The organism is uncultured Bacteroides sp., from assembly GCF_910578895.1.
In the GTDB taxonomy this organism is placed as follows: Bacteria; Bacteroidota; Bacteroidia; order Bacteroidales; family Bacteroidaceae; genus Bacteroides.
Map to the genome: position 1 here is coordinate 98,653 of NZ_CAJTSC010000002.1, position 16,382 is coordinate 115,034.

At 45.6% G+C, this 16,382-nt stretch carries 15 protein-coding genes and 2 tRNA genes; 9 read left to right on the forward strand and 8 right to left on the reverse strand.

Annotated features, from left to right (window positions below):
- Nucleotides 1-99 precede the first annotated feature (99 nt).
- Entirely contained in the window at nucleotides 100-453 is a 354-nt protein-coding gene (gene rplS, locus QZ327_RS01165; RefSeq protein WP_294616422.1) for a 50S ribosomal protein L19, read from the forward strand.
- Nucleotides 454-530: 77 nt separating this feature from the next.
- Here the strand turns inward: rplS and QZ327_RS01170 are convergent, their stop codons facing one another.
- Nucleotides 531-1,511 carry an ROK family protein gene (locus QZ327_RS01170; protein WP_294616424.1) on the reverse strand — a complete coding sequence of 327 codons (981 nt, stop codon included), beginning with the start codon at nucleotides 1,509-1,511 and terminating at the stop codon, nucleotides 531-533.
- 171 nt (nucleotides 1,512-1,682) lie between these two features.
- Here QZ327_RS01170 and QZ327_RS01175 point away from each other — a divergent pair, with 171 nt between their 5' ends.
- The 5 genes from QZ327_RS01175 (at nucleotide 1,683) to QZ327_RS01195 (ending at nucleotide 7,492) form a co-directional block, all read left to right on the forward strand.
- Nucleotides 1,683-2,399, forward strand: a complete 717-nt coding sequence (locus QZ327_RS01175) for an ABC transporter ATP-binding protein (protein WP_294616425.1) — start codon at nucleotides 1,683-1,685, stop codon at nucleotides 2,397-2,399.
- Between the two features lie 44 nt (nucleotides 2,400-2,443).
- Entirely contained in the window at nucleotides 2,444-3,700 is a 1,257-nt protein-coding gene (locus QZ327_RS01180; RefSeq protein WP_294616427.1) for an ABC transporter permease, read from the forward strand.
- 6 nt (nucleotides 3,701-3,706) lie between these two features.
- A complete protein-coding gene (locus tag QZ327_RS01185; RefSeq protein ID WP_294616429.1) occupies nucleotides 3,707-4,948 on the forward strand; it encodes an ABC transporter permease in 1,242 nt (413 codons plus the stop codon).
- A 79-nt stretch (nucleotides 4,949-5,027) separates the two neighbouring features.
- On the forward strand, nucleotides 5,028-6,134 hold the full coding sequence (locus QZ327_RS01190) for an efflux RND transporter periplasmic adaptor subunit (RefSeq protein WP_294616431.1): 1,107 nt from the start codon (nucleotides 5,028-5,030) through the stop codon (nucleotides 6,132-6,134).
- A 29-nt stretch (nucleotides 6,135-6,163) separates the two neighbouring features.
- Nucleotides 6,164-7,492 (forward strand): TolC family protein, encoded by a 1,329-nt coding sequence (locus QZ327_RS01195; protein ID WP_294616432.1) that lies wholly within the window; start codon nucleotides 6,164-6,166, stop codon nucleotides 7,490-7,492.
- A gap of 103 nt (nucleotides 7,493-7,595) precedes the next feature.
- Here the strand turns inward: QZ327_RS01195 and QZ327_RS01200 are convergent, their stop codons facing one another.
- Together QZ327_RS01200 and QZ327_RS01205 are read right to left on the reverse strand one after the other, a co-directional pair.
- Nucleotides 7,596-8,465, reverse strand: coding sequence for a hypothetical protein (locus QZ327_RS01200; protein WP_294616435.1), 870 nt, complete (start codon nucleotides 8,463-8,465; stop codon nucleotides 7,596-7,598).
- Between the two features lie 177 nt (nucleotides 8,466-8,642).
- Nucleotides 8,643-9,491, reverse strand: a complete 849-nt coding sequence (locus tag QZ327_RS01205) for a S1-like domain-containing RNA-binding protein (protein WP_294616437.1) — start codon at nucleotides 9,489-9,491, stop codon at nucleotides 8,643-8,645.
- A gap of 219 nt (nucleotides 9,492-9,710) precedes the next feature.
- Here QZ327_RS01205 and QZ327_RS01210 point away from each other — a divergent pair, with 219 nt between their 5' ends.
- The 3 genes from QZ327_RS01210 to QZ327_RS01220 all read left to right on the forward strand — a co-directional run bounded on the left by QZ327_RS01210 (nucleotide 9,711) and on the right by QZ327_RS01220 (nucleotide 11,026).
- Entirely contained in the window at nucleotides 9,711-10,712 is a 1,002-nt protein-coding gene (locus tag QZ327_RS01210; RefSeq protein ID WP_294616439.1) for a malate dehydrogenase, read from the forward strand.
- A 151-nt stretch (nucleotides 10,713-10,863) separates the two neighbouring features.
- A tRNA-Phe gene (locus tag QZ327_RS01215) sits at nucleotides 10,864-10,936 on the forward strand.
- 17 nt (nucleotides 10,937-10,953) lie between these two features.
- Nucleotides 10,954-11,026: transfer RNA gene (locus QZ327_RS01220), tRNA-Pro, on the forward strand.
- A gap of 43 nt (nucleotides 11,027-11,069) precedes the next feature.
- Here QZ327_RS01220 and QZ327_RS01225 read toward each other — a convergent pair.
- The 5 genes from QZ327_RS01225 to QZ327_RS01245 are packed head-to-tail and all read right to left on the reverse strand — an operon-like array spanning nucleotide 11,070 to nucleotide 16,367.
- Nucleotides 11,070-11,516, reverse strand: coding sequence for a hypothetical protein (locus QZ327_RS01225; RefSeq protein WP_294616440.1), 447 nt, complete (start codon nucleotides 11,514-11,516; stop codon nucleotides 11,070-11,072).
- Nucleotides 11,513-11,911 (reverse strand): D-Ala-D-Ala carboxypeptidase family metallohydrolase, encoded by a 399-nt coding sequence (locus QZ327_RS01230; protein ID WP_294616442.1) that lies wholly within the window; start codon nucleotides 11,909-11,911, stop codon nucleotides 11,513-11,515. Before QZ327_RS01230 ends, QZ327_RS01225 begins: the two co-directional genes overlap by 4 nt.
- 24 nt (nucleotides 11,912-11,935) lie before the next feature.
- Complete coding sequence (locus tag QZ327_RS01235) at nucleotides 11,936-12,352, reverse strand: hypothetical protein (RefSeq protein WP_294616443.1); 417 nt, start codon at nucleotides 12,350-12,352, stop codon at nucleotides 11,936-11,938.
- Nucleotides 12,349-12,771, reverse strand: a complete 423-nt coding sequence (locus QZ327_RS01240) for a hypothetical protein (protein WP_294616445.1) — start codon at nucleotides 12,769-12,771, stop codon at nucleotides 12,349-12,351. Before QZ327_RS01240 ends, QZ327_RS01235 begins: the two co-directional genes overlap by 4 nt.
- Entirely contained in the window at nucleotides 12,768-16,367 is a 3,600-nt protein-coding gene (locus tag QZ327_RS01245) for a hypothetical protein (RefSeq protein WP_294616446.1), read from the reverse strand. Before QZ327_RS01245 ends, QZ327_RS01240 begins: the two co-directional genes overlap by 4 nt.
- Between the last annotated feature and the right edge of the window lie 15 nt (nucleotides 16,368-16,382).

Consider the following 16,382-nt stretch of genomic DNA (forward strand, 5'->3'; position numbering starts at 1 on the left):
TCTACCTTTGCACCGCTTTCGCGCAATCGCTGTCAGGACACCGAGTGAGAAGCCTGGTATGTTGCGTTGTAACGATCAAACAATTTAATAATAAAAACAATGGATTTAATTAAAATTGCAGAAGAAGCATTTGCTACCGGCAAACAACACCCGAGCTTCAAGGCAGGTGACACAATCACAGTAGCATATCGTATCATCGAAGGTAACAAAGAACGTGTACAGTTGTATCGCGGTGTTGTTATCAAGATTGCCGGACATGGCGACAAGAAGCGTTTTACCGTACGTAAAATGTCTGGTACTGTAGGTGTAGAACGTATTTTCCCGATTGAATCACCGGCTATCGACAGCATCGAAGTGAACAAAGTGGGTAAAGTTCGTCGCGCTAAATTGTACTATCTGCGTGCTCTTACCGGTAAGAAAGCAAGAATTAAAGAAAAAAGAGTTAACGGTTAATACCGGACTTTTATTTCGAAATAAAAAAGGGAAGCCGAATCAATCGGCTTCCCTTTTTTACGTTTATCCTCAATATCTTATTCCAAGCTTCTCAATTCCCATCCCAATGCACTGGCACCCAATACGGCAGCATCCGCATCTTTCAGTTCGGACATCATCAATTTCGCCTTACCTTTATAAATAGTCAGGACATTGGCATCAATTGCTTTTTGGATAGGTTGGAAAATATAATCTCCGGACTTGGCCAATCCGCCGAACAAGACAATTGCTTCGGGGCTGGAGAAAGCAATAAAGTCTGCAATAGCTTCACCCAGGATAGTACCGGTGAATTCGAAAATATCCAAAGCCAATTTGTCACCTTGCACGGCAGCGTCATATACATCCTTAGACGTGATATTCTCCGCCGGAATAGAACGTAACAAACTCGGCTCGGTACGTGCGGCAAGGAACTCACGTGCCGTACGCGCTACCCCTGTAGCAGAGCAGTAAGTCTCCAGACAGCCATGGCGCCCGCATCCGCAAAGACGACCATTCTCGCGACGTATAATGGTATGCCCCAATTCTCCGGCAAAACCATCGTGACCATATACCATCTGTCCGTTGATAACGATACCGCTACCTACGCCCGTACCCAAAGTTATCATGATAAAATTCTTCATACCGCGCGCCGCACCATAAGTCATTTCACCGATAGCAGCGGCATTAGCATCATTGGTAAGCGCAGTAGGAATGCCCAGGCGCTCTTCAAACATGGCAGCCAAAGGAACTACACCTTTCCACGGAAGATTCGGAGCAAATTCGATTGTACCGTTATAATAGTTACCGTTAGGAGCACCGATACCGATACCTTTTATTTTATCAACACCGCCATTTTCAATAATCAACGGAAGAAGATTCTTACATACTTCATTTACATAATCGTCTGCCTGTTCATAAGTTCCCGTTTTAATGGAACTGCTCGCAATAATAGTACCACGTGCGTCAACGATACCAAAGACAGTATTCGTACCGCCTATGTCAATCCCCACTACATAGGGTTTTTCCATGTTTGAATTCATGATATTTACTTTTTGTTTAAAGGGTTAGTTATAATATTGATGGTTACAAATTACACAAAGAAAAACGACACTGCAAAATCTTTCTGAAAAAAACTTTACTTCGTTTGCAACTTTTCGTGACATTGATGCGTCCAATAGTAAAAATCAACAAAACAATAAACAAAGGAAACCGTGATACAACTAAAAAACATCAACAAAACCTACAATAACGGTGCGCCGCTACACGTTCTCAAAGGAATTAATCTTGATATCCGACAGGGAGAATTCGTATCTATTATGGGAGCGTCAGGCTCCGGAAAATCTACCTTACTTAATATATTAGGGATTTTAGACAACTACGACACCGGAGAATATTACTTAAACGGCACGCTCATCAAAAACCTGAGCGAATCCAAAGCCGCCGAATACCGTAACCGCATGATTGGCTTTATCTTCCAGTCGTTCAATCTGATATCTTTCAAGAATGCAATGGAGAACGTGGCGCTCCCGCTTTTCTATCAGGGGATAGGGCGCCGGAAACGAAATGCACTGGCACTGGAATATTTGGATCGCCTGGGACTGAAAGAATGGGCGCACCACATGCCCAACGAAATGTCCGGCGGACAGAAGCAACGTGTAGCCATTGCCCGCGCACTGATTACCCGGCCTCAAATAATCCTTGCCGACGAGCCGACCGGCGCCCTTGACAGCAAGACTTCCGTAGAAGTCATGCAGATTTTGAAAGACTTGCACGAAACGGGAATGACTATCGTAGTCGTAACTCACGAAAGCGGTGTCGCCAATCAGACGGATAAGATTATCCACATCAAAGACGGCATAATTGGCAGCATCGAAGAGAACTTAAATCACGATGCATCGCCATTCGGCAAAAACGGTTTCATGAAATAAGGAAAAACCCATAAAATCATTTACTTACAAAATCACGAGCTCACATGATTGACCTTTGGCAAGAAATATACGGTACAATCAAGCGCAACAAGTTACGCACGTTCCTCACCGGCTTTGCAGTGGCATGGGGCATCTTTATGCTTATCGTACTATTGGGAGCAGGCAACGGTATCATCCATGCTTTCGAACAAAACACATCGGAACGTGCACTGAACTCTATCCGCTTGGGCGGTGGCTGGACCACCAAGTCGTATGAAGGACTAAAAGAAGGACGACGTATCCGATTGGACAACAAAGACCTCATCGCAACCGGGAAATACTTCCCCGACAATATTGTCACTGCCGGTGCCACCCTATCGCAAGGCAGTATGAATATCAACTTCGGACAGGAATATATCAATATCTCAGTAATGGGCGTACACCCGAACTATGTACAATCCGAAGCGATAAAAACCGCAAGCGGGCGCTTCATCAACCAGAACGACATCAGAGAACAGCGGAAAGTAATCATCCTTCATAAGAAATCGGCTGAAATCCTTTTCGGAAAATCACACACGGAACCAATCGGCAAATTCGTCAACGCAAGCGGTGTAGCCTATCGGGTGGTAGGACTGTATGAAGACCAGGGCGACCAAAGCAGCATGGCTTTTATCCCTTTTTCTACCCTGCAAACCATCTACAACAAAGGTGATAAGCTCAACAACATCATCTTCACCACCCAAAACCTGACGAACGAAGAAGCCAATACAGCCTTCGAAAAAGAGTACCGTAAGGTCATTGCATCCAATCACCGCTTTGATCCGGAAGACGAAAGTGCAATCTGGATATGGAACCGCTTCACACAATACCTGCAGACGCAAAACGTGGCAAGCCTGCTCCGTACCGCCATTTGGGTAATCGGCATCTTTACGTTGTTGAGCGGCATTGTAGGCGTATCGAATATCATGCTGATTACGGTCAAGGAACGCACGCGAGAGTTCGGCATACGTAAGGCATTAGGTGCAAAACCGTTCTCTATCCTTTGGCTTATCATCGTGGAGAGTGTCACGATTACTACTTTCTTCGGCTACATCGGCATGGTGGCGGGCATTGGAGCAACGGAATGGATGAATGCCGCTTTCGGCACCCAAACGGCAGATGCCGGTATGTTCCAAGCCAGGATGTTCTCCGACCCCACAGTAGACATCGGCATTGCCATACAAGCTACGCTGACGTTGATTGTCGCAGGTACGCTTGCCGGTTTCTTTCCAGCGAAAAAGGCAGTAAGCATCAGTCCTATCGAAGCACTTAGAGCAGACTAAACGATTATGAAAATAGACATAGATACATGCGAGGAAATCCTCGTCACGATTACAAGAAACAAGACACGCAGCCTGCTGACGGCATTCGGCGTTTTTTGGGGCATCTTTATGCTGGTGGCGCTCATCGGAGGCGGACAAGGGATGCAGGAGAAAATGGAAGCGCAATTTGAAGGTTTTGCCACAAACTCCGGATTTATCGCGGCACAAAAGACAAGCGAAGCCTACAAGGGATTTCGCAAAGGACGCCGGTGGGACCTGGAAATGGAAGACGTGGAACGGGTACGCAGCATCAACGGAATAAAGACAGCCACTCCGTCATTCGCTCTTTGGGGACAAACAGCCGTTTACGGCGAAAGTAAATACGAATGCAGCGTCAAAGGCTTATACCCCGAGTACGAACAGGTAGAACATCAGGAAATGACCTACGGCCGCTTCATTAATGATGTGGATATACGCGAAGCGCGAAAAGTATGCGTCATAGGCAAGCGCGTGTACGAAAGTCTCTTCAGACAGGGTGAAAACCCCTGCGGGAAACATATTAGGGTAAATGGAATTTATTACCGTGTCATTGGCATGTGCTCTTCCGAAGGTAATGTCAACATACAGGGACAGGCTTCGGAAGCCGTCACCCTGCCTTTCACAACAATGCAGCAAACGTACAACCTGGGACAAAGAATAGATGTCGTATGCTTTATCATGAAATCGGGAGTGAAGGTCACGGATGTAGAACCGGAAATAGAGCATAGAATCAAAGCCGCCCATTCCATCGCACCCGATGACAAACAGGCTATCATGTTCCTGAATGCAGAAGCAATGTTCTCCATGATGGACACCCTGATGACAGGTACAAATATCCTTATCTGGATGGTAGGACTGGGCACGCTGTTTGCCGGCGCTATCGGTGTATCCAACATCATGATGGTTACAGTAAGGGAGCGCACTACGGAAATAGGCATACGACGTGCTATCGGTGCCCGTCCCCAAGATATCCTGCAACAAATCCTTTCGGAGAGTATGGTACTGACCACCGTAGCAGGCATGGCGGGTATCTCTTTTGCCGTACTTATATTACACATCTTAGAAAGTGCGGCAAACGATCCGGGAGTCATCAAGACTCATTTTCAAGTCTCATTCGGACTTGCCATCGGCACGTGTGCCCTTCTCATTGCCTTAGGAGTGTTGGCAGGACTGGCACCCGCCTATCGTGCAATGGCAATCAAGCCGATTGAAGCGATAAGGGACGAATGAGAGAAACGGCAAGAAGACAAAGCAATTGATAAACAACAGTATAATAAATGAAAAACAAAACAATAATACAATAAACAAGATGAAAACAAAGAAGTATCTGAAAATCGCATCGCTGGTAGTAATAGCCGGCATATTTATCTGGACATTCGTGTTTCTATATCAGAAATCCCAGCCTACGGCAAAGGTGTACGAAACCATCGTTCCGGAAATAGCTGATTTGGAAAAGACCACCGTAGCTACCGGAAGAGTGGAACCGAGAGATGAGGTACTCATCAAGCCACAAATTTCCGGTATCATTTCCGAAGTATATAAAGAAGCCGGGCAGAGCATCAAGCAAGGCGAAGTGATTGCCAAAGTAAAGGTTATACCCGAACTGGGAACACTGAACTCAGCCGAAAGCCGTGTCCGTCTGGCAGAAATCAATGCCCGGCAAGCCGAAACGGACTTTGCACGCATAAAAAAGTTGTTTAACGACAAGCTCATCAGCAACGAAGAATACGAGAAAGGGGAAGTTAGTGTAAAACAGGCACGCGAAGAACTGCAAACGGCAAAAGACAACCTGGAAATCGTAAAGGAGGGTATTACCAAGAGCAATGCTTCATTCAGCAGTACACTAATCCGCTCTACCATTACCGGGCTGATTTTGGATGTACCTATCAAAGTCGGCAATTCCGTTATCATGAGCAACACCTTCAACGACGGAACAACGATAGCCACCGTTGCCAATATGAACGACCTCATCTTCCGGGGTAACCTGGACGAAACCGAAGTAGGACGCGTACACGAAGGCATGCCGGTAAAACTGACTATCGGCGCACTGCGAAACCTCTCTTTCAATGCCGTGCTGGAATACATTTCTCCGAAAGGAGTGGAAGAAAACGGAGCCAACCAATTTGAAATCAAAGCCGCCATTCAGGCGCCGGACAGCGTACAAATACGCTCCGGATATTCCGCCAATGCGGAGATTGTGCTGGAACGCGCCCAAAAGACACTTACCTTGCCGGAAAGCACCGTTGAGTTCAGCGGAGACAGTACCTTTGTGTACGTACTGACTGACAGTGTGCCTCAACAGACCTTCAAACGCCAGCCAATAGAGGTAGGCATGAGCGATGGTATCAAGATTGCCGTCAAGAGCGGCTTGACCGCCAAAGACAAAGTACGTGGTGCTGAGAAAAAAGAGAAATAATTATCATTGTCAGAAATAACAGGAACACCATGAAGAAGAATATACTTATCAGCCTGGCTATGCTGGCATGCCTGCAACTCCAGGCACAAGAGCGCTGGTCGTTGCGCCAATGTATAGACTATGCCATCGAACATAACATTGATATCCGCCGTACAGCCAATGCAGCCGAACAAAGCAACATCGAAGTGAATACCGCCAAATGGGCACGGTTGCCGAACCTCAATGCCAATGCCGGACAAAGCTGGAACTGGGGACGTACGCAGACCGCAATCAAGGACGAAAATACCGGCGACTACTCCACCGTGTATGTCAATACAGGCAGCCACGGGACAAATATGTCCGTTTCTACCAACATTCCGTTATTTACCGGACTTGAAATCCCCAACCGATACGCCCTTGCCAAACTCAACTTAAAAGCCGCACTTGCCGATCTGGAGAAAGCGAAAGAAGATATCTCTATCAACATTGCTTCAGCCTACTTGCAGGTATTGTTCAATGAAGAACTGCATCGGGTGTCTTTAGGGCAAGTAGAATTGAGCAAAGCACAGTACAACCGCATAGAACGCCTGGCAGAAGTGGGAAAAGCTTCTCCGGCAGAAGTTGCCGAAGCCAAAGCACGTGTGGCACAGGATGAGATGAATGCAGTGCAAACGAAGAACAACCACCGGTTAGCGCTACTCGCCCTCAGCCAGCTTATCGAATTGGAAACGCCGGAAGGGTTCCTCTTGGAAACCCCTGCCACAATGACAGAACTCATCCCGCTCACTCCGCCGGATGAAATCTTCCAGACAGCATTAGCCGGCAAAGCAGCCATACAAGCCGCACAGTACCGCCTGGAGGGGAGCAAACACAGCATCCGAATTGCTCAAAGCGGCTACTATCCGCAACTCAGCCTCAACGGAAGTCTCGGTACTAACTACTATTCAACAATCAACCGCACTTTCAGCCAACAGATGAATGATAACTTCAATAAATACATAGGTTTCAACTTAAGCGTACCCATCTTCAACAGATTAGCAACACGCAACCGGGTACGTACAGCCCGCCTGCAACGCGACAACTACTCCTTGCAACTGGACAATGCCAAAAAGAATCTCTACAAAGAGATACAACAGGCATGGTACAATGCCGTAGCATCCGAAAGCAAGTACACAAGCAGCCACACGGCGACAACGGCAAGCGAAGCATCCTTTAAACTGATGAACGAAAAGTACGAAAACGGGAAAGCAAATGCCGTAGAATACAACGAAGCAAAACAGAATTTAATGAAAGCACAATCCGATGAACTCCAGGCGAAATACGAATATCTGTTCCGTACCAAGATACTGGACTTTTACAAAGGAGAACCTATCGAATAAATATAATTTTAGTTGTGTGTGTAAAGAAAGGGGTGTCGAAATGCTACATCAATCGTAGTTTCGACACCCCTTCATTGATTATTAAACAAGCATAGGCAAGAACTTAATTGCGTCTTGATACTCCATTTCCCTTTTCGGACGAACGGGAAGAAGCACGAGTCTCACGCGTAGAAGACGAGGAACCGCTACGCCTTACACTTTCCTTTTGGGTACTTTGCCCGCGTTTTGGCACATTGACTTCTTTCTTGGCATCGGAACGATGTGCCGGAGTGCCGGTAGCCGGACGACGTTTGGGTTGCTCCTTGTCAGGGCGTATACCGGGATTATTGGGACGTTGGTTGGTGTTAGGGCGTTCACCGGCATTAGGGCGCGTACCGGAGTTAGGACGAATCTTGACCGAACCAAAATCAGACCGTCGGCTCGTATGGTATGATTTATTATCACGAATACGGAAAGAGCCGTTATAAACAGGATGATTATGCCTTCCCCGATAGTAGCTTGCATTATGATAATGGGTACGATAATGCCCACCGGAATAGGTACGGTAGTGATAAGGACGCGGATAGTAGAAATGATTCGGATTGGTATAAGTAATATAAATCCGGAAGGCCCAGCGCCCGCCACTCACATAAATCGGACGGAAGAAATAAGCAGCCTGCATAAAACGGGAATACTGCCTGTTGCTCAACACCCAACGCAAATCGTCATTACGTACATCCAGATAATCATAATAACGGTTCAACGCCCATTCTTCCCCCCTCAGCACATCGTCCATCAAATAGCGCACACCCGCAATGAAATCATAATTGATTTCATACACATCATTATACTGCTCCGTATTCAGTTGCAGTTCGTAGGCCATTTTGTCCGTAAGAAAACGTGTTTCTTTACGTACTTTGCTGTTACTCATAGCCGCATGGCAGACAGCGGAACTCATCATTGCGGCAAATAATATAAACAATATTCGTTTCATAATAGTTTTTTTTAGAAGTTTATACTCTGTCAACTTTCTTCGAGCTTGTTTAATTTCTTTTCCAAAAGAAGGCTGAACAAAATTTAAACAGGCTCTTAGTAATAACAAAAATAGGGGAATATTTCCCCCTATCCTTTTGTTTCTCTCTAATATATTATAGGGAAAACCCTATTATGATTAGGGGTTAACGGCATTTGCCAATCCGATACCGTTCTCCTGCAACAATACCAGATGTCTTTTATATAAGTCACCAACTGCCTTTTTAAAGGTTTTCTTGCTGACACCGAATGTATCGTAAATCTCCTCGGCAGGGCTCTTGTCGTGCAGTGCGATTTGCCCGCCCTGTTCACGAATATAGTTCAACAGGACAGTAGAGAAATCTTCCACTTTACCTTGTCCCGGTTTCTGAAGCATCAGGTCAATCTTGCCATCTTCACGCACCTGTTTCACGTAGGCTTTCAACACCATACCCGTATGCAAAGGCTGGAATATCTCACTTTCGTATAACAAACCGCTATACCTGTTCTCAATAATAGCCTTGAAACCTAAATCCGTTTTCTGCCAAATAAGTATACTGACTTCCTGTCCGGTCCCATAAGGCGCTTTCTCTTTCGAAAGATAGCGGTCTACCTTTGCCGATGCTACAATCCGGTAGCTTTCATCATCCAAATGCGCATGGATTACATATCGTTTTCCCACCTGCATCTTCATCTTCTGTTCGCGAAAAGGAACAAACAAGTCTTTCATCAACCCCCAATTCAGGAAAGCGCCATATTGATTTATCCATGCCACTTCCAGGCAAGCAAACTGCCCGACCTGCACCAATGGAGTCAACGTAGTAGCTACCAACCGTTCCTCGTTATCCAAGTAGATAAATACAGTCAATTCTTCTCCCGGTTTGCACCCTTCGGGCACATAACGTGAGGGGAGCAGTATTTCTCCTTCTTCACCACCATCCAAGTACATACCGAAATCAACCTCTTTCACCACCTTCAAGGTATTGAACTTTCCTAACTCTATACTCATATAAATTATATTTCGTGACGTTTATCGTTCATGATTAAAGACAATCATACACAGAAGTGCGGAATTTATCTTGTCCTCCTGCGCAAAGATAAAGATAAGGAATAACTTTTCACTCTAAAAGATAACTTTTTTATATGAACAATTCCACCGGAAAGCGGTTATCTTTGTAGCGAAGCAATCAACAAAAACGCTCGTTATTCACCATTAAATAATATAATTATGGAATTTCTTACAAACGAAAAACTGACCATTGTAGGTGCCGCCGGTATGATTGGCTCCAACATGGCACAAACTTCAATCATGATGCGCCTCACTCCGAACATTTGTTTATACGACCCTTATGCTCCCGGCCTGGAAGGTGTGGCAGAGGAAATGTTCCACTGCGGTTTCGAAGGCTTGAACCTGACGTTCACATCCGATATCAAAGAAGCCCTGACCGATGCAAAATATGTAGTATCATCGGGTGGTGCCGCCCGTAAGGCAGGCATGACCCGCGAAGATTTATTAAAAGGAAATGCCGCCATTGCCGAAGAATTCGGAAAAAACATAAAAGCCTATTGTCCGGACGTGAAGCACGTGGTTGTAGTCTTTAATCCTGCGGATATCACGGGGCTGATTACATTGTTGTATTCAGGGCTAAAACCGTCCCAAGTTACGACACTGGCAGCACTCGACAGTACCCGCCTGCGTAGCGAACTTTCCAAGCATTTCGGAATAGCTCCCGATAAAATAGAGAATTGCCGTACTTACGGCGGACATGGCGAACAGATGGCGGTATATGCCTCTACAGCCAAGGTAGACGGAAAACCGTTGTTGGACATCATCGGCACTCCCGCCTTGAGCAAGGAACAATGGACAGAGATACAAACCAAAGTAACGAAAGGCGGCGCCAACATCATCGCCTTACGCGGCCGCTCCTCTTTCCAAAGCCCTTCCTATATTTCCATTGAAATGATTGCCGCCGCTATGGGAGGAAAACCATTCCGCTGGCCTGCAGGCACGTATGTACACAGTCACGGTTTCGACCACATCATGATGGCTATGGAAACCGAAATCAACAAAGGCGGCGTACATTACAAGGAGTTGAAAGGTACTCCCGAAGAAGAGTCCAAGTTGAAAGAAAGCTATGCACATCTTTGCAAACTTCGTGACGAAGTCATCGGAATGGGCGTATTGCCTCCTATTAAGGATTGGCATAGCATTAACCCGAATATAGCTTAAGCCACCACACCGAAATCCGGTCCGATAAATGGCAACAATATCCCCTTTGTCTTTAATCAAAAAGGTACAAAGGGGATTTTTCTAATATTTTTCATCAAAAATCCTTGTAGTATAAAAAAAACTCTTTATCTTTGCACCCGCAAACGAAAAAGGTGCCATAGCTCAGTTGGTAGAGCAAAGGACTGAAAATCCTTGTGTCCCCGGTTCGATTCCTGGTGGCACCACTTTTCGAAAAAGGCATCGGAATGTAGCGCAGTTGGTAGCGCACTACGTTCGGGACGTAGGGGTCGGGCGTTCGAGTCGCCTCATTCCGACAATAAAAAAACGACAAACAATAAAAAATTGTTTGTCGTTTTTTTATTTCCCATACACATATTTCCCGACAGCCACCAAAAACCAGGCAACGATTATGCCGAACGCCCAACCGCCGAATTCTATTTTAATTCGCTGCCACTTCGTCAAATCTTTTTCTACCGGATAAGGTTTGGGAACTTCGACTCTCCGTATCTTCTCCATGAAATAAGGGACTTTTACCACTACAGAAGCAAAAGGATAAATACCGAGCGAATGATGCAACATTCCATCGCTCCATTCCGCATAACTGTAAGCATAGGGATTGGACAAGACCGACATCGTATCGGAAACAGCTACGCTATCCTTATACGGCACCAATTTCTCCCGGAATACCGTATCATGATATACGATACTATCCAATATCCTCGTTTCCATAGGCAGGTATACTGTTCCCGTCTTACAAGAGCAAACCGCCACCACCAGTAGCACCGACAACACCAATTTTCTCATAGTTTCAATACCTGTTTTCTATTTTTACCATCCGCCCGGTAGCTGACATGCACCCAGGCAAAGTTGCTCTCATCAATAAGCTGGTCAAAAGGCAAATGCTTACGGATATACTCAAACAGCAATTTATTCTGTCCTCTATCCCCCGTATCAATATCCGCCGCCTGTCCGATTAAATGCTGACTGACAGCCGAGCCTTTCACCACCGCATTCAGTTCGGGACAACGATAACCACTGCTCACCCTGACAGGCTTGCCATACCATTCGCGCAACGGATCCAGCACATTATCCACCAAAGCGACCAGATTTGCCGCATATTCACTTCCACACCGGTTGGCGATACCCAAGCGGTCAGCCGTACGCGAACGGCAGAGTTCCGTAATTGTAAAATATTTCATTTCTTCTTCTCCTTTAGTCCGTTATTACAGCCTACGGTCGTCGGGGTTCGGTTCGTTCAGTTTCAGACTGAATTTCCCGATACCCCTCATAAACTGGCTGAACTGCCCGCACGAGAGGTAGATGGTTTTATACACCACATCAGGCTGATACTTCGTCTTTATATTGAGTACACCGGTTGCCAATTCCTTGCAGAAATCATTATATCGCGCAAAGAACTGGGCTTCCGTGGCGGCAGTCAGGTTGATTTGAAGCGTCAGGTTACGCTGATCCAGTTTCAAACCAGACATCACTACCCGCTTGCCATGCTGCAGGCGGCTTTCATTCTCTATAACCGCCTTGTTGGCAGGCGGTGTCATCAGTTCGGACAGTGAGGTATCGTCCATACTGACACCCCATGCCAAGTAAGCATCCTTACCATTGATAAATAATTCTCCTTTCATAATACTACCACTGTTTGATCTTTTTCTATTTCCACTTCACAATCACCCATGTTCACCAGCAAAATCACGGCATAATGAGAAGCCTTGATTTTCGCCTTTGCCCCATGCATCAAAACCACCTTATGCACCACCGTATTGTCATCATACACCAGCTCCGCCAATGTATCTCCAACCACGCCTATATCCGCATCATTCTGCCGTTTCACAACACCGGCGTCCACAAAAACGCCATACTTGGCGACATTATCCTTTACCTCCCGAAACATTTCGAGAGACGGGAAATTGTGTTTTTCACAAAACTCACGTCCTTGCGGAGTGAAGAACAGCCAAGCGAGGCTCTTCCAGTCACTCACTCCCTTCGACTTGGCACAAGCCCCCATGAGGGTTGCCGATTGCATGATTTCATTTACTGTTTTCATAAATTTGCTGTATTTCGTTCTATTTTATCAAGTTTTTCCCCGAACCCTAAAATAGGCTTGGTATATCTCGCGATATCTTCCAGATGGCTGTTGGACATCAACGCCAGGTTCCGTACCTCGGACAAAAGGATATTTCCGTCGGATGCAGTGGTACACAAGACGGACAGGTTGCCCAAAGCCAGCAGCATGGAATTTCGGATTTCCTCATTCGACACCTGCAAGGCAGTGAAACGCCCGTTAAGTTCCGAACCGGTTTCTTGCGACATGGTTTCAAATCCGCCGCTTGTAGCAGCCTGCGAAGCAGACTCCTTTTCTTCCCCTTTCATATACTCGTCCGCCCAGCCATACTTCCTGTCGAGTTCCTTCGTAATGGCTTCCGCATTTTTCTCAATCTGCTCACGCTCCCAGCTATCGATGATGCCATCCGAGAAGAAACCCGCCAACTTATTGCGCAACGCCTCCATCTTATCGGACGTGGTGGCTTTCATTGCTTCCATAACCATCTGCTTGATCATCTGCTTCACCAAGTCTTTGGAAGACTTCGCCCTGTCGTTTCCCGCCGACCATGCGTCCGCATAAGCCTGCGCAAAATCATCGATGGCAGATTTCACATCACTGCCCAGAATGGCATCTATCTGCTTCTCCTTGTTTTCACCAATCAGTTTGTCGATATCCTTTATCCGGTTCTCCCACTCTTTAATTCTGCCCGCATCGGCATTCTTTTTACTTCTCTCTTCGGCTATCTGGTTTTGGATAAGCACCTTTTGTTGTCCCAACAAAGTATTCTGCTGCTCTATAAGCTGCGAAGCATCCGAGGAGTATGCCTTTTCAAGCGAGTCGCTCATGTCGCTATAAGACTTTTCGAGCACCTCTATCTGTTCCTGAATTTTTTTAATGCTTTTCTCATGCCGGCCGTCATGCAGTTTTGTCAACGAGCTTGCCAACGAAGAGACAAGCCCCACCGCCGCTCCGGCAGCCGCTCCCCACGGACCGAACATCGCTCCCGCTTTGGCTCCGGACATCGCGTTGCCGGCAGCATCCATAGCCACGTTGATGCCTTCGGCGGCTTTTCCCAAAGCATCGCTGCCGAAAGCGGCACCCAAATTCGAAAGTGCGCCCGAAAGAAATTTACCGGCTTGCATCGCCCGATTCAGACCGGTTTCTATCAAAGAGAGGGATTCCGTAAGTTTCTTGGAATCGGAACCTGCTTTAAAGAGTTTGTCAAAACCGATAGCCATTTGGTTGAAAGCGGTATCGCATTGGTTGGTTTGGTCTTCAACCTCTTTAATCTTATCCTTAATGTCCTCAAGCTCTTTCGACGAGTTACGCAACTCATTAAAAGTAATCTCACTAATCCCTAATTTTTCACCTGTCTGTTCATCCCAGTTCCCACTCTCTACAAAATGCAATTCTTTTTGAGCTGATTTAACAATATCACGCATCTCTTTGACACTCTTGTTCTTCATATTCAAGAACAATTTATCGAAAGCGGATTTCTCTTTATTGGCTTCCTTGTCCAAATTGGAAAGGGCCTTATTGGTTTCCTTGTCAATGGTATCTTGCTCACCCTTGCTCTTCCCTTTCTTTTTGCTTTCGCCCAAGGCTATGATAGCCTGCCGTTTCTGTTCATAATTGCCCAAAGCAGCCAGTTGTTCATTCATAGCTTGTTTCTCTGCATCAAAAGCCGCTTGAATTTCCCGATTTTGTTTTTTTATGATATTGCTTTCCCGGTTGCCGAATGCCTCTACTTCTTCCTTCGTCAGTTCAACTTGCGTCGGATCGAAGGTCCGCCTTTCCCGTTTCGGGTCTTTCGCCATTTCCACATCTTCGGCAGCATTAAACATTTCTTCAGCCGCTTTAACCCTTTGCTCCAAAAGAGTCTTCTTTTCACGTTCCAGTTCTTCCAGTTCCAAGTCATGATTAAACAACATTTGAGCTATTTTCTTATCAAACCCCTCATCCCTTGCATTAATTTCCGCCTGGCAATTTGCTTGTTCCAATTCAACAGCTTGCTGTCGCCGTTTGTTAGCCTCACTTTCGGATATACCCTTGATCCGGTTTTGCAATTGCTCAAGCCGGTTTTCCCTGCCAGCGGCTCCATCGTCTTTCGTCTCTGCGGGCATCAATTTGAAAAACTGTTCCAAGTATGAATTTGCCGATTCTATCCCATACTGCATATTTGCTTTATGCTTTTCTACAAGCCTTTCAAAGTGTTCCGCCTGAACTTGATCCGGGTCGAGAATTTCTGCCTTCTCAAATTTCCGAACACTCAAATTGTCTGTTTCTGAAGTAAAATTATCATTTTGCAAGACGAAGTTCCTATCAACATTGTCTTCGTTATTCTTTTTTTCTCCAAATTTTTCCTGTTTTGCATCAACTTTATTTTGCCAGAAATCATGTTCTCTTTTGGCATCAATAAATTTCTTTGCCTCCTCTTCTACAAAATTCCCATAAGCAAGTGAAGTAGCCTTAGCTATTTGCGCATTAATAAAATTATCCTTATTTTCAATAAGCAACTGTTGAGCATCCTTTACATTCAAAATAGAAAGCCCCAATTCGTCAAAAGCTCTTTTATTATCATACACAAACTTCTTCTGCGCTTCGATATTATTTCCAAGCGCCTTAAATTTATAAGAAAGCAATTCTATCGATGCCACAGGCTTAGCGGCATAATTGTGAATGCTGCTATTAAATTCATCCATTCCCTTAGCCAACTTCTCCTGTTTCTTTGCCTGCTTGTCCGTACTTGAAGACCATAAAGAATAAATTCCTATCAGTGCAGAAATTCCCGCAGCAATCCACCCGAACACAGGAATCGATTTAATAGCCAAACCTACCGCCCTAAACGCCCCGGCAAGTCCTAAATTAACCACTGTCCCCGCAGATGCGGCGGCAGTCTCCACTCCTTGTGCCGCAGCGGCCTGCATCGTAATATTCCGCCACCACAACTTCATTCTGCCCAATACATTCAATTGGAAAGCTGAATCCTTGTTCAACGCCGCACTTACAGCTTGCAGGCCATTTGTTATTTCAGTTGCAACCTGCACTTTCTGCATAATCCTTTGAAGGTTCTCATTTTCCACCCCAAACATCGACATCGTTTCCATTACAACAGACAGGGCACCGGATACTCCATCCAATCCCTCTTTAGCACCTTTCAACCTAGAAGTAAAAGAAGTCTGAACCTCTTGAGTTCGCCTCACCTCCTGTTCATATTCCAACAGTTTGTTCTTCAATTCATCCATTTCATTCAACTGCTGCTGAATTTCCACAGTAAGTTCTTTTCGAACAGACAGTTCCGATTGAATGTTTCCGGAGTCTGCATCAGCCACCGTAGCAGTGTCCCCCATATTAGTTTGCAAACTCCACACCTGAGATTGATTTTCCGAGTTTACTTTCTGCAATGTTCCGATAACAGTGTCTATTTGAGCCTTCAAAACATCGATAAACTCTTTCATGTTTTTAGTACCGATTTCAGTCTGAGTTGACAGAGTTACAAACTCTGTACCCAAATCGCCAATCGCCCCACGTATGCGGGCTGCTTTTTGTACAAAATCGGCATCGTTATTCAAAATGTCAAAATTTAATTCACTCATGTTTCATTTTTTTAG

What these genes read in the sequence shown, in the direction of transcription:
- QZ327_RS01200 (WP_294616435.1), bottom strand. Translation starts at nt 8,465, where the DNA reads ATGAAACGAATATTGTTTATATTATTTGCCGCAATGATGAGTTCCGCT.
- QZ327_RS01225 (WP_294616440.1), bottom strand. Translation starts at nt 11,516, where the DNA reads ATGAGAAAATTGGTGTTGTCGGTGCTACTGGTGGTGGCGGTTTGCTCT.
- QZ327_RS01205 (WP_294616437.1), bottom strand. Translation starts at nt 9,491, where the DNA reads ATGAGTATAGAGTTAGGAAAGTTCAATACCTTGAAGGTGGTGAAAGAG.
- QZ327_RS01185 (WP_294616429.1), top strand. Translation starts at nt 3,707, where the DNA reads ATGAAAATAGACATAGATACATGCGAGGAAATCCTCGTCACGATTACA.
- QZ327_RS01190 (WP_294616431.1), top strand. Translation starts at nt 5,028, where the DNA reads ATGAAAACAAAGAAGTATCTGAAAATCGCATCGCTGGTAGTAATAGCC.
- QZ327_RS01240 (WP_294616445.1), bottom strand. Translation starts at nt 12,771, where the DNA reads ATGAAAACAGTAAATGAAATCATGCAATCGGCAACCCTCATGGGGGCT.
- QZ327_RS01230 (WP_294616442.1), bottom strand. Translation starts at nt 11,911, where the DNA reads ATGAAATATTTTACAATTACGGAACTCTGCCGTTCGCGTACGGCTGAC.
- QZ327_RS01180 (WP_294616427.1), top strand. Translation starts at nt 2,444, where the DNA reads ATGATTGACCTTTGGCAAGAAATATACGGTACAATCAAGCGCAACAAG.
- QZ327_RS01235 (WP_294616443.1), bottom strand. Translation starts at nt 12,352, where the DNA reads ATGAAAGGAGAATTATTTATCAATGGTAAGGATGCTTACTTGGCATGG.
- rplS (WP_294616422.1), top strand. Translation starts at nt 100, where the DNA reads ATGGATTTAATTAAAATTGCAGAAGAAGCATTTGCTACCGGCAAACAA.
- QZ327_RS01245 (WP_294616446.1), bottom strand. Translation starts at nt 16,367, where the DNA reads ATGAGTGAATTAAATTTTGACATTTTGAATAACGATGCCGATTTTGTA.
- QZ327_RS01170 (WP_294616424.1), bottom strand. Translation starts at nt 1,511, where the DNA reads ATGAATTCAAACATGGAAAAACCCTATGTAGTGGGGATTGACATAGGC.
- QZ327_RS01195 (WP_294616432.1), top strand. Translation starts at nt 6,164, where the DNA reads ATGAAGAAGAATATACTTATCAGCCTGGCTATGCTGGCATGCCTGCAA.
- QZ327_RS01210 (WP_294616439.1), top strand. Translation starts at nt 9,711, where the DNA reads ATGGAATTTCTTACAAACGAAAAACTGACCATTGTAGGTGCCGCCGGT.